The organism is Candidatus Nitrosocosmicus oleophilus (assembly GCF_000802205.1).
Classification (GTDB): domain Archaea; phylum Thermoproteota; class Nitrososphaeria; order Nitrososphaerales; family Nitrososphaeraceae; genus Nitrosocosmicus; species Nitrosocosmicus oleophilus.
In genome coordinates this window covers 2,450,699-2,463,101 of sequence record NZ_CP012850.1, presented here as the reverse complement: position 1 = coordinate 2,463,101, position 12,403 = coordinate 2,450,699, and the positions used below count along the sequence as shown (strand labels likewise).

10 protein-coding genes are annotated in these 12,403 nt (G+C 31.9%); 6 read left to right on the top strand and 4 right to left on the bottom strand.

From position 1 onward, the window contains the following. Positions 1 to 30: 30 nt before the first annotated feature. On the bottom strand, positions 31 to 606 hold the full coding sequence (locus NMY3_RS11905) for a CHRD domain-containing protein (RefSeq protein ID WP_196816065.1): 576 nt from the start codon (positions 604 to 606) through the stop codon (positions 31 to 33). A 458-nt stretch (positions 607 to 1,064) separates the two neighbouring features. Here NMY3_RS11905 and NMY3_RS11900 point away from each other — a divergent pair, with 458 nt between their 5' ends. Together NMY3_RS11900 and NMY3_RS11895 are read left to right on the top strand one after the other, a co-directional pair. Then, on the top strand, positions 1,065 to 1,448 hold the full coding sequence (locus tag NMY3_RS11900) for a hypothetical protein (RefSeq protein WP_196816064.1): 384 nt from the start codon (positions 1,065 to 1,067) through the stop codon (positions 1,446 to 1,448). A 541-nt stretch (positions 1,449 to 1,989) separates the two neighbouring features. Next, a complete protein-coding gene (locus tag NMY3_RS11895; protein WP_196816063.1) occupies positions 1,990 to 2,742 on the top strand; it encodes a trypsin-like serine peptidase in 753 nt (250 codons plus the stop codon). A gap of 22 nt (positions 2,743 to 2,764) precedes the next feature. Here NMY3_RS11895 and NMY3_RS11890 read toward each other — a convergent pair whose 3' ends face one another. Further along, positions 2,765 to 4,570 (bottom strand): RiPP maturation radical SAM C-methyltransferase, encoded by a 1,806-nt coding sequence (locus NMY3_RS11890; RefSeq protein ID WP_196816062.1) that lies wholly within the window; start codon positions 4,568 to 4,570, stop codon positions 2,765 to 2,767. A gap of 175 nt (positions 4,571 to 4,745) precedes the next feature. On the opposite strand from NMY3_RS11890, the gene NMY3_RS11885 reads away from it, so the two are divergent. After that, complete coding sequence (locus NMY3_RS11885) at positions 4,746 to 4,925, top strand: hypothetical protein (protein ID WP_196816061.1); 180 nt, start codon at positions 4,746 to 4,748, stop codon at positions 4,923 to 4,925. Between the two features lie 6 nt (positions 4,926 to 4,931). Continuing rightward, positions 4,932 to 6,101: an FxsB family cyclophane-forming radical SAM/SPASM peptide maturase gene (locus NMY3_RS11880; protein ID WP_196816060.1), complete on the top strand. Its 1,170-nt coding sequence runs from the start codon at positions 4,932 to 4,934 to the stop codon at positions 6,099 to 6,101. An 844-nt stretch (positions 6,102 to 6,945) separates the two neighbouring features. Here NMY3_RS11880 and NMY3_RS11875 read toward each other — a convergent pair. Then, entirely contained in the window at positions 6,946 to 7,506 is a 561-nt protein-coding gene (locus NMY3_RS11875; RefSeq protein ID WP_196816059.1) for a hypothetical protein, read from the bottom strand. A gap of 1,165 nt (positions 7,507 to 8,671) precedes the next feature. Here NMY3_RS11875 and NMY3_RS11870 point away from each other — a divergent pair. Then, positions 8,672 to 8,815 (top strand): helix-turn-helix domain-containing protein, encoded by a 144-nt coding sequence (locus tag NMY3_RS11870; RefSeq protein ID WP_196816058.1) that lies wholly within the window; start codon positions 8,672 to 8,674, stop codon positions 8,813 to 8,815. A gap of 48 nt (positions 8,816 to 8,863) precedes the next feature. Beyond that, positions 8,864 to 9,181: a hypothetical protein gene (locus tag NMY3_RS11865; protein WP_196816057.1), complete on the top strand. Its 318-nt coding sequence runs from the start codon at positions 8,864 to 8,866 to the stop codon at positions 9,179 to 9,181. A gap of 177 nt (positions 9,182 to 9,358) precedes the next feature. Here the strand turns inward: NMY3_RS11865 and NMY3_RS11860 are convergent, their stop codons facing one another. After that, positions 9,359 to 12,280, bottom strand: coding sequence for an ATP-dependent nuclease (locus tag NMY3_RS11860; RefSeq protein ID WP_196816056.1), 2,922 nt, complete (start codon positions 12,278 to 12,280; stop codon positions 9,359 to 9,361). Positions 12,281 to 12,403: the final 123 nt, after the last annotated feature.

The following is a 12,403-nucleotide window of genomic DNA, read 5'->3' as shown; positions in this document are numbered from 1 at the left end:
TGAATCCGTACAATACAGAAGAAAAATTTCTTACTTGTAAATTGGGTGTAACTGCCCTCGTAGTTCCCCTTCTGGGAATTTCGCTGTATGAACGTCAATATAAGTTCGATTAAAAAGTAGTTCCCGTTCTAGTGCCTCATATGTAAAAGGGTTAGATCCAGAAAAAAGTAAAGAGGGATCAGCCTTACCTCCTAAGGTACTTTCAAAATTAATTAAGTCCAAAGATCCTCTCAATACCACTGAGCTTGAGTTTTGGTCAACCCGTGGAATACTAAAAATATCATAAATAGAATAAGTTGTCGTTCCATTGATTCCCTCTGGTGCGTTGTGGAGATCAACGGTGAGAATGTTTGAAATATTTTTGAGAAGTATGTTGTAAACAACTTCGTAAACATTCCCTTCACTATCTCTGCTAATAACAATTTCACCAATCCCTGATGAATTTGCATAGGCGGAGGGTAACACATTAGTACCATTTAATGAAGCAATATAGGTTGAATTTGTCTGACCCCATACATAACATATATTGGAAAGGATGGCGAAAAAAACTAAAAGAACGATAAAAATAGGATTATCCAGATCTAGTACCGAGTGTTCTGATCGCATATTAGTTCTGATCCTTATAGAAAAATACTTTTATAAAAGGAATACTGAATTGGATGATATCTCCAATAATATAAGCGATCTATCAGAATCTAGCTATTGTTGTAAAATCACATTTACCCCCCAATTAAACTTACTTTTTTTTAAGAAATTACACCGCAAATTCGCCTTGTATTAATTTGGCTTAAACAGATACGTTTTAATTATAATGACACTCAAATTCGCCTTTCCAATCTACGACAAATCCTAAGTTTGGGATTCGAATCCATTAGTTAATCTTGGGAGTACGTGATAATAATTCTTCTGGCTTTCTATTCTTTCTTAAATGTTTCATATAGTTAAATATCACTATGCTAAAGCGAAATGAGAAGGATTCATAATGACTGTGTCTCGCAAAGTCGACTTCCGATACATCGTATTATTTCGATGGTTTTATATAATAAATTATTTTATAGGGTTTAATGAGTATTGTATCCTTAACAGCTATTTTTGCAATTATGGTATCTATACTGAGCTATTCCATTGTCAATGTATCTGCTTACGGAGATACTAATCCAGCTAGTCTTATCAGTAATATCTCAGGTAATTTCAAGAATGCATCCGATAAAGATCCAACAGTCTTTAGTATATTTAAATTTGAGAATGACGTACTGAAAAACATTACAAAAGAAAACTTAGGTCAAATTAAGCACAATTTCTCTCAGGTCAGTTCCAATTATTTAAATCAGACTCTGGATGAATTGTATAATGCTAACTTAAAAAATGAAAGCATCGAGAGTAGAACATATTCAAATAGCGTAGGCGATAACATGACTTGGTTTATAGGATATTGCCGAGACTGCTAATTTTTTTTGATAAAAATACAGTTGTCTCAATACTAATCTTAATAGTTGAATTGTCTAGACAGGGATTTTTTTAAACCACTGTTAGAATTTGTTAAATTTATTTAGATATTAGGACTCAAAACGTACCCTACTCTGAATCTGTAAGAAGGGTAAACTTGTTTCATCAAATAAAAGTTAGATAAGTAAAAAAAACTACAACAGATAAATTGTCCACCTCAAGTAGAATAGGAAAAAGAGGGTTGATATGTTAATGTTACAGTGACTCCTGATCATTACGAGGATATTGGTCCTATGTATCAGGTTCAACATTACAAACATGCTAAAAGCGATGAACTACATTGCAGAATTTATTTAAAAGAAATTAGATAATTATCAGAATAACGCTCCAGGTTTGAGCAATAAAAAAAGTAATCAAAGGATTTACAATAATGATACTAGGTTAGTAACCTCAATTCACAATTCACGACAATGAAGTTCTGGCAACAAAAATATTAATAGAGTTTTGGTATGACACCTATCTGTGGTACTAACTCCGATAAAGATGTCAATCCATGATTTAGACCAAAATAGATTCCTAGCACTTGAACCCTTTGAAGCAATGATAGAAACGAATGAATTTCTACCAGTATCTTATTTGGATAAAGGGTTAATCAGACAACGAGCAGTTGCAAGGGTTAAGATGGGGTCTAAATTTGCTAGTGGTTTTTTAGTTTCATCATCCTTATTTTTGACGAATAATCATGTTATAAGCACACAAGGTCAAATCCAAAATTCAACATTTGAATTTAATTATCAGAAAGATATACATGGTGATGTTCAGTCCACGGATTCTTACACCGCGTCAGAAGATGTCTTCATAACAAGCGACAAAAACGATTTGGATTACACTTTAATTAAATTAAATAACAATCCCGGAGATAAGTGGGGCTACATTCAGTTGAACAAGAATCCTCAGTATAAGAAAGGATCATTTTGTAATATTATACAACATCCCGATGGTAGGTACAAAGAGATCTCAATTCAAGAAAATCGTTTGACAAAGATATTTGCGAAATATATTCGATACTTCACAGACACTGAAACGGGATCATCTGGGTCTCCAGTGTTTAACAACGAATGGGATTTGATATCTCTTCACCATGCTTTCGGGGATACAACTCAAGATAGTTTTGGTTTAGATATTTATGTCAATAATGAGGGTATACGGATAGATGCATTAATAGAGGATCTGGTAACAAAATTAAACAACATTAGCAATGGAGAATCAATTAAGAGGGAATTAGGTTTAAGTTAATATTATAACAAATTGAACATGACTATTTAAAAGTATTGGCCAAAGATAAATAATTATTGTCATAAGATATCATTATTTTTCTATTAATGAGACTTTCAAGTTCACTTAATAACATAGTTTTATCCATATTTGGAAAAGTAGATTTGATTTTCATGTAAATACTATTAAAAGAATGAACAGAGTCACATATTCTATAAATTAGGGCAGTCTGATCTCTTAATAAATCCTTAGTATTTTTTCTACAATCTCGTGTATCATGTATATATAAATTTTCGTCATCTGTACTGATTGCTACTAATACCGGTGCTTCTTGTTTCCATTTGTTTGACCAAGCAGAAATTTCATTTCTCAGTTTAGTAACATATTGAAACGGGTACCTATCCTCTTCATAATCAAAATCAAAATGATAAGCTAGACTTCGTATATCCTGATCGGCAAAGGGGTAAACATCATAATAATCTTGTCTAGGACGGACATTCGTCAATCCATAAAATTTTGGATTAATGAAATATGGGCTGAATCGATCCAGACTAATCTGAAAAATTCCTGATGGAGGTTTGATATGTGTTAATAATGGCACCATTCCTGCCATTTTGTCATATTCATCATACGGTTCTTCAGGAAATCCATATAGAAGATTCCAGTATGCATTAATATTTAATTCTCTACACCATTTTAAGAGTTGAATATTTTGCAGTCCTGTTACTCCCTTTTCCATAATCTTTAGTATTTTGTCGCTTAAACTTTCTATTCCTGGTTGAAGATAATTAACCCCAGTATTTTTCATTTGTATAAGTTGTTGTTTACTAAGATTGGATTTAGTTTCATAAAAAAATTGAACACCGATTTCTTCTTTTTCAAGTTCTGGAAATAAACTATTAATATATCTTAAATCTAAAATATTATCAACAACGTATATATTTTTAATATCATATTTTCTCTTTAAATATTTTATCTCTGTTAAACATCTCTGTACTGATTTCGATCTAAAATTCATCGTAGCGCCATTAAGGCCACAAAATGTACATTGATGTTTTTCTCCCCACCAACAACCACGTGAAGTTTCCATGGTACATTTTGGTTGGATTTCTTCTAGCGAGAGATCTTTTATTTTCTTATAATATTCATCAAAGTCAGGAATAGGAAGACTATCCATGTCTAATATTGGTTGGGTCAAATATTTTTCTAATTCAGATGATTGACTTGTAATTATACCCTGTACTTTAGCGTTCATATTTTGAAGAAATAATTTAGTGAATTCTATGAATGATTTATCGCCTTCTCCTGAACAAACAAAATCAATATCGGGTACACATTTGAGGAGTGCTGCGCCCATTTCATTTTCACAATTAGCACCACCAAATATTATTTGTGCAGAAGATTTCTCTTTAATTTTTCTAGCAACAGATATGGAAGCACAATTCTGGTGGAATATGCTGCTGAAACCAATTATCTTCGGATTTTCACTCAAAACTTTCTCTGCGCATTCTTCTATAAAGCATGGTATGTCTTCTTTGATTCTGGCCAATTGTTGGATTAATTCTAATGAAGACTCGTCTGTATATTTTTTTACAAAATGTTTTAACTCTTCTGTGTTCCATTGTTTTGAATCGAATGCAGTTCTCGAAAATAAGTATTCTCCTAGTAAGCTTGAATGTCCTGCGATCTTACTGTAAAGCTTAAATCCAATCATTCTTGCTAAGTCTAGATTGAAATAATAGATTTTGCTTGAGATTTGGTTTTTACTGAGTGAAGCTTTAAGAAGACTAACTCCTAGTGAAGGGCGTTGAATTATCCCAAAAGGCATTACAACAAGAGCAACATCCAAAACAAATTCACTATTTAATCTTCATATTTAAATTTAATATATATTCATGCATATAGTAAGAACGTCTTTTATGGTATACAATTAAGAAAAAGGCAGAATACTCTAGGATAAGTGATAAAATGAAATATTCAATAACAAAAAAGATTTATACACATTTGTGTTACCTTAAATTGATATGGATAAAACGCTAGATTTATCAATGAATCCTGCAGAATTAGAAGAAAAGGATATAGATTGTATAGCAAATGCAAAATTAAAAGAAATATTGAAGAATTTAATCCAACAGGCTAAAGAGCAACAAGACGAGCCTTTTGAAGATAAAATAACGATAAAGTTTGAAAAGACCCTCAAATGAAAGTTATTGAAAAGAAATACAACTATACGATTTACTACTTTTGTCTGGAAAATCTCAAGTCGTTGTAACTTAAATTGTTCATATTGTTACATATATAATGGACAAGATAATAACTGGAAAAATCAGCCCCCTTTTATGACCGCGGAAGTAGCATCCCAAGCAGCATTAAATATTGCTAGGTATTGCAATTCCAATTCAATAAAAAAAATTGGGATAGTTTTTCATGGAGGCGAACCTCTTCTTGGGGGTGCAGATTATTTAGCGAAGATAATATCGACCTTAGAAAACGTATTCCATAAATATGCTGTAAAGTTTTATATAAGTATCCAATCCAATGGACTTTTATTTTCACCTGAAATCGGTGATCTACTGTTAAGAAAAAATGTAACGCTATCGATTAGCCTTGATGGACCTCCTGTAATAAATGATAAGAACCGGATCGATCATTTTGGAAACCCAAGTACGAATCTTTTGGAAAGTAAATTACATATTTTAACATCATCTAAATATAGAAAAATTTTTGGAGGATTTCTATGCGTAATTAATATCGAATCGAACCCGATTTTAGTATTAGAGTATTTATTATCTTATGAACCAGCTTCCATTGATTTTCTTCTCCCAGATAATAATCATGACTATTTACCATTAGGTATGAAAAATAATAATACCATATATGCAGATTGGTTAATTGAAATCTTTGACTATTGGTTTAGTCATAAAACAAAAACAAATGTAAGAATGTTTGATGTATTAATACGTAGTGTGTTAGGTCAAAGGTCTACTATGGATTCATTCGGATTAACGCCTATGGAATTTGTTGTTATTGAAACCAACGGAGATATTGAAGGCCTGGATGTTCTGAAAACCACTTATAGTGGAGCGGCTCGTCTAGGATACAACGTATTTGAAAATACTTTAGATCAAGTTTCTTCACATGCTATCATTAAACTAATGCAAAGGGGTTTTGAATCACTTTGTGCAGAGTGTAGAGAATGCTCAATAGTTGATATCTGTGGAGGTGGATATTTGCCTCATCGTTATTCGACAAAAAGCGAATTTGATAATCCAAGTGTTTATTGTAATGATCTCATGAAATTAATTGTGCATATAAAAAATAAGGTATTTAGTGAAATTAAGGGATCAAATCTCAATGAAAAACTATTTAATCACAAATAACAATGGTATAGCAGTTTAAAAGATTAGATACTAATCCAAAGATGTGATGGTCCTTTTTATGTGAACAGACCTACATAATGATCTATATTTACTGAAATAATGAGTCTCTGTTAGTTTATCATAAAATAGTTCAATATTTACTCCGAAAATTTAAACAGTTCTTGTAGTAGAAAAAAAATGCGAAATTCGTGAAATAGAACTGCCTCTATTTTGTTTGAGATGATTCAAGGAGTTAATTTCTTTTGCCTCCTTGATATTAACTATCCTGATATTGGGATTAATTAACCTTCTCCTAGTATGAACCGTTTCATCAATAGATATGATATACCTTAGATTTAAACTTCACAGTTGGGGTCATATTTTTCAATTAACCCTATAACATTTGGTTCTAAAGAAGCAAATCATGAGGTGGTAATTTGAAATATTAAATAAGAACCCGTGTAAAGATTCATCCACTGTAAGTTAGAAGCATATATGCTAGTATTAATAGGATATTTTTGTCCTCTTAGTATTTTTTTGTTGCAATGCCGAGGTTCGGACTAACCTTAATTATGTATAGTTAACATGATTTGGATATTAATTCGAATTTGAAGGAAGACTCCGTTTGGGCCTAATGAATCGTTTAGATATCTAACAGATTTCTTATATGGATAAAATTGAAGAAACTATGGAACTCTATCTAAATTTCATTTTCGAACATTGGGATGGTAATTAAAGAATATTCGGATTTTCGGTAGAAATACTATCAATCAGTGTCCAAGCAATAACTCCTAATGGAGGATAAATATATTACAAAATGCTTTTTTAACTCGCTGTCTGACAACAATTATGAGGTTGGTTGACTCTATGAAGCTTTGCAGATAACTAAGTTTCCGCTTTTAAATTCCCAAACAGTTTTTGTATTCCAGAGCCATTCATCATACCAGTCACAATTGTCTAGATTTATCAGTGCTGTTAAAATTTTATTCTTGTGTTCGCACTTAACGTAAAATCCTTTCCTGGTGTCATCGTTGTTAATTATGTATGAATTAACCGTGTTGTGATGCAATCCATGCAAACCCCCGTGATGGCCATAGAAAAGGACCTCCCAATTTAAGCTTTCTTTACTCTCGTAACCAAATGAAGTGAGCTCAGTTTTAATAATATAACAAAATCTGTTTTCCATAGTGCTCCGGTTTTCCAATCTACACAATGTCAAAGAATTTTTATCTAACTTGAAAAGTATTGTGTCCGAATCTACAGGGCAAATGTCTATAGTAGGAAATGTTACTGTATGACTATAGAGGTTTGTTCCTTTTTCGATTCCGAATATTTCCAAAAACGGAAGATCAATTGATTCATAAACGCGGTTAATTGGCTTCAATATAGATTCAGCTTGACTTGTTTGTGTTACTATGTTCTGCATAACAATTTCAGATCAAAGTTATTTAAAAACATTTGACATTGACTTTTACCATACTTGTCATAAATATTGTTGAACTAAATTGAGTTGCAATTTGAAATCGGTTAGAATATTCGGGGAACAATATAATACCAATGTCATATGCTGGGTTGTATTTCAAATGCTATAGGCTATCGTGAGGATCTTATTATTTAAGAATTAGTAAAACAAGGGAAGGACCAGGTATTTGATGTGCAATGCATTAGATTGGTAGATAAACACTAGAATAATAAAACAAATTTTCTCAGACCTGCTATAGTTGTAAACAAATAGTGAAATTTGTTAAAGATCCTCAGACTCAAATTGATGGACTTATCTAAAAAGACAAAAAAGTTAGAAATATCGAAGTTCATTAATTAATCATGGGCTCGTTCTCATTATTTCTACCATTTATTCTTGACCCTCAGATATTTTTAAATCGATATCTTTTATCGCTAATACTTAATTAGGGAGTTTAATTAATTGGCAAAATAGATAGGAAATTAGGGGGTGCTTCAACTATGAATGACCTTGTTTACATACTAGGTGCAGGAGTAAAATCAGTCAATTAAAGAGGGACAAGACTATGTGTCTTCTCTGTTAAAAAATTTTTTTAAGGATTTTGCAAACCTTTTGACGAAAAATGTCATTTGACATGTTGAATGTTGAGTTTGCAGAGAAGAGTAACCATGGGCAGCACTCCCTTTTCCATGGGTTAAATAGATCACTAAGGTCTAGTATACACATCAATGTACGGCGATTTATCCCAAAACTATAACAACCCCGAAAGTAGCAAAATCGAGGCAAATATTATAGCATTATTCTAGTTTAATTAAGCCTCTCTCTAAATTAGAAGTTAAATAAATAGCTATGCAATTTACCTGGCACATAAGCAGGAATAGTTCAAGTTTAATTATTTTGAGCCTGTAATTGATGTAGTATTATGTTAAACATCTGACCGTTTAGACATCAAAAACTATAGGTCAAAAAAAGAGAAAACGATTATTTAAATGAATTTTATTTTTTTGAATTTTTTTCCTTAGATATTTTAACTCTTTCTGTATATGTCGGTTAACATGTCGTAAACAAGAGAATCAAGTGAATCAGGCCTGTATCTAAAAATTTTTTCATAAATAGATGTAGATAATTAGTGCTAAATAGAAGAGAAAAAGAACAACAAGTCATCAGACTAGCAGAGGACGGGAAAACAACCAGAGATATAGCCAAAATCGCCCATGTCTCCTTGCAAGTAATTGGTAAAATAATAAGAAAGCATACAGGAGACCCTGACTAAGAACCTGACAAACTAAGGAATCTGACGATATAGTCACAGTCTTTCAGAATGTTTAAAGAAGGCAACGGTAACGTGGATATAGCCATTGCTTTAAATCTATCAACTGCTAAAGTCATTTCACTTTATCATGACTATCTTAAACTATCCAATTTAGATAAGCTTATTAATCTTTATTATGATTTGGACAAAGACCTAAAATTATCCATAGAGTTATATGAAAGGATGAAAAGTGAAGGATTGCTAACTACAAAAGATATCGTCAATATAGCAAGAGCTCAAGTACAATTGAGAGATTTAATCAGAAACATTTATGTTCTTTATGACGAGATTGGTAGACTGAATATTATAAAGATGGACCTGAGATAGGATTAAGGGATTGAAGGGTTTCGAGAGTGGAATAACACCATACCGAACACATGACTTCCAGACAGGAGAAGACAGTTGAGGTACTTAGGTGACCCATTTTGAGTGAAAAAAGTTAATGACGAATTATTACAATTTTTTACATTTTGAAACCGAATTATATTTCAACATTATCTCATACTATGAAAACAACGCACCTTCTGTCTTTTCTCGCAAAATAGATTGAACACTACTTTGCTTGATTGTATATACGAACTTATTCTGTTTTTCTCCATCTGGTACGCTAAGTAAGTAACAAATTTGTTGTGCGCTGATTCGCAAATCTGAAATTCTGAATTTGCTACACAGAATGGGTATCATCGACTGCGGATCCCAAAGATTTAGCGAAAACACCTCAGAATTACTATCGTGAGATATTACATAGACAATTTCATTCAAGGGATCAAATCTTACCGCTTCAAAGGTATTACATTCCAGAAGTATCTCAGTTAGGCCACTCGCTACTTCCAAACGAAGCAAGCTGTTTTGATTTTGAATTAGAATTTCATTGTCATTCTTTAATACTAACTCCGAACTGGTTGAAGCTTCAATTTCATAATCATAAATTATTACATCATTTTCAGTGTCATAAACATGCAGAAAATATTTCGGGTTCTCATAAAATATTCCAAATAGTCGATTATTTTTTTCATCTACTAATAGATCAAAATAACCTACTTCGCCATCTGAAATCTGCTTGCTATTAATATAAGGTGGCTCGAGCGAAAACAATCCCGGGTTGCCTCCCTCGTAATAGAATATCGAAGCATAAACCTTCTTGGTAATCTTGTTTATCGCAATGCATGAGGGATCACCTTCCTTACCTTCTTCTTCTTCATAGTAAAAATGGACCTCTTTATCAAGGTTTTGGGATTCAATATCATATATTAACAGGGTGTCATATTCGAATTCGCGATCATCCTCAACAAGTACTTTACTACAAAGGATATACACTTTCCTCTCAATAATGGCTAGATCATATGGGATCAGGTTGGTTGTCAAAATAGAAGTAGATCTAACATTTCCTTCTTTAAACACCTTAATTTCATAGTTTGTATTATTCCAATCATATTCCAAATTTGGCATGATAACGACTATCTCTTCACTCGCAGTTAATTCAAATAAAACTGGCCAATTCCATGTTCCTATTTTGATGAATTTGTTTGATTCCGACTCGTTCTGATGCGTTTCCATAGAATCAATTTGTTTAACAATTTTGCTACTCAAAGTTTCGATGTCATCATCTAGTATTTCAATTTCATCTAGTATTTCAAAATCATGAACAGTCACATGATAAGTCTTATTGATATAATTTTTTAGAAGTGCAAGTAGTTCCTTTCCTGGACATATAGTAAGAAAATCCTTTTTCCATCTATTTTTCAATTCTAGAATCTGATTGTTGAATTCATTTTCAATATTATTCTTATTCAGATCTTGAAGTCCTTGAAGAACAAAATCTCCTAGATTTGAGGCAATATCAAGAGTATTTTTACCCTGATTTTCGCTGATAAACTTAGAAATGCGTTGATGGTCTTCGATAAGTGTTTTTCTCTTGTATCTTTCGATAACCCTTAAAATTGCCACTTTATTCAATAGTTTAAGTGACAAGTCCTCCACTACTTTATGGATAGTTTGCGGGTCTGTCTCTATTCCTTTTAGTCTTAGAACTTTAACAATAGCTCTGATATTAATTAAATAATTCTCGATTTCCCTCTTACCCCAAATGTGAATCCGAGTCTCGTATGTTTGATTATATTTTTCTACATCTTTTTCATTTACTTCATCGCGGTCCAATATCAAAATAAATGGAAATTTAATATCATAAACACCATCGAGAATATTGTGTAAGATCTTATCCTTTCTTCCTCCCAAAGGAATGTATTTCTTTCTAACCTTTGATAATGTATTCGAGTTTTTTGATTCTGAAAGAAATTTGTTTATGACTTTTTTTTCTTTTTCCTTTGAATCTTTACCCTCATAAAGAATCATCATATCATAGTCAAGATTTCTTAATTTTTCATAGTTTGATTGAATATAGCCAAGGTCCTCGTATAATTCACTCAGACCTTCTCTATCAATTTTACTAATAGAAGAGATAAAATTATTTTGTGGCTTCGTGTATATCAATTGATCCAGATTGACATTATTGATCAAGAGATCACTGTGGGAAGATAAAACGAAAAGTGAATTATGATTTTTCATAAAGTTCAAAAATTTAATTATCAAATCATAATGTAAATTCAGTTCTGGTTCATCTATCATAACCAAATCTGGGGAATAGTAAAATATTTTTGATAGTATCAATAACAATTCCTTTTGTCCGGCACCTATTAGACCAATTTCTGTGCTAGGTCCGTTAAGGTTAACTTCTACGGTTACGAATCCTTCCTCATAGTTGATTCTTGGCTTGACCAACATATTTTCGAAAATTTGGCTGATAGCACTTTGAAATTTAACAAACTGATCTGGTCTGTATGTTTTGAGGTACAAAATATAATGTCTAACATTGTGATTCTGACTAATGAAATTCTTGTCGAAATTATTCTTGGGGGTAAAGTATTCAGATGGTAAAACCGTTCTGTCTGAATTGATATATAAAAACTTTTTGGCTAAATAATCTTCAACTGAACACTTGACTTCAATAATTTCTTCTTGAGTGTTTTTTGAAAAATAGCTAATGTTCTTCGTATAATTATCCATAATCCTGTCATAAGACAGAGAAATAGTAATTTCTTTATTTTGCATATTATAAATTTCATCCTTACTAGAGCGTGAGAGACGGATGTTGCTAACTTTTGCGTTCTTTATGATCGGATAGATATCATTTTCTTCGATTTTTACTTTTAAGACTATCTCAAATGTATTCTTTTTTTGGAAGACGTTTATTTTATCTCTTAACTGAGCATCGTCTAGTGGTTTCTGTAAAAGTAAGCTAATCGCCTCCAGGATTGTGGATTTACCTGTGTTGTTCTTGCCGCAAATAAGTTGTAGGTCATCTCTAAAATTTAGCTTAATATCGAGAAAACTCTTAAAGTTACTGAGATATAAAGATACGGGTTTCATCTAAGCTAAATATTTAGAATTAATAATTTACTATTAAGCATACCTCATCATTAGTATTTAACATCTAATTGATAGATGTTAATCACCGTTCGTGTATTTGATAGAATAAACTGCTCTAAGAAA

Coding starts and splice junctions, on each gene's coding strand:
- NMY3_RS11905 (WP_196816065.1), bottom strand. CDS start 606: ATGCGATCAGAACACTCGGTACTAGATCTGGATAATCCTATTTTTATC.
- NMY3_RS11875 (WP_196816059.1), bottom strand. CDS start 7,506: ATGCAGAACATAGTAACACAAACAAGTCAAGCTGAATCTATATTGAAG.
- NMY3_RS11900 (WP_196816064.1), top strand. CDS start 1,065: ATGAGTATTGTATCCTTAACAGCTATTTTTGCAATTATGGTATCTATA.
- NMY3_RS11885 (WP_196816061.1), top strand. CDS start 4,746: ATGGATAAAACGCTAGATTTATCAATGAATCCTGCAGAATTAGAAGAA.
- NMY3_RS11860 (WP_196816056.1), bottom strand. CDS start 12,280: ATGAAACCCGTATCTTTATATCTCAGTAACTTTAAGAGTTTTCTCGAT.
- NMY3_RS11865 (WP_196816057.1), top strand. CDS start 8,864: ATGTTTAAAGAAGGCAACGGTAACGTGGATATAGCCATTGCTTTAAAT.
- NMY3_RS11895 (WP_196816063.1), top strand. CDS start 1,990: ATGTCAATCCATGATTTAGACCAAAATAGATTCCTAGCACTTGAACCC.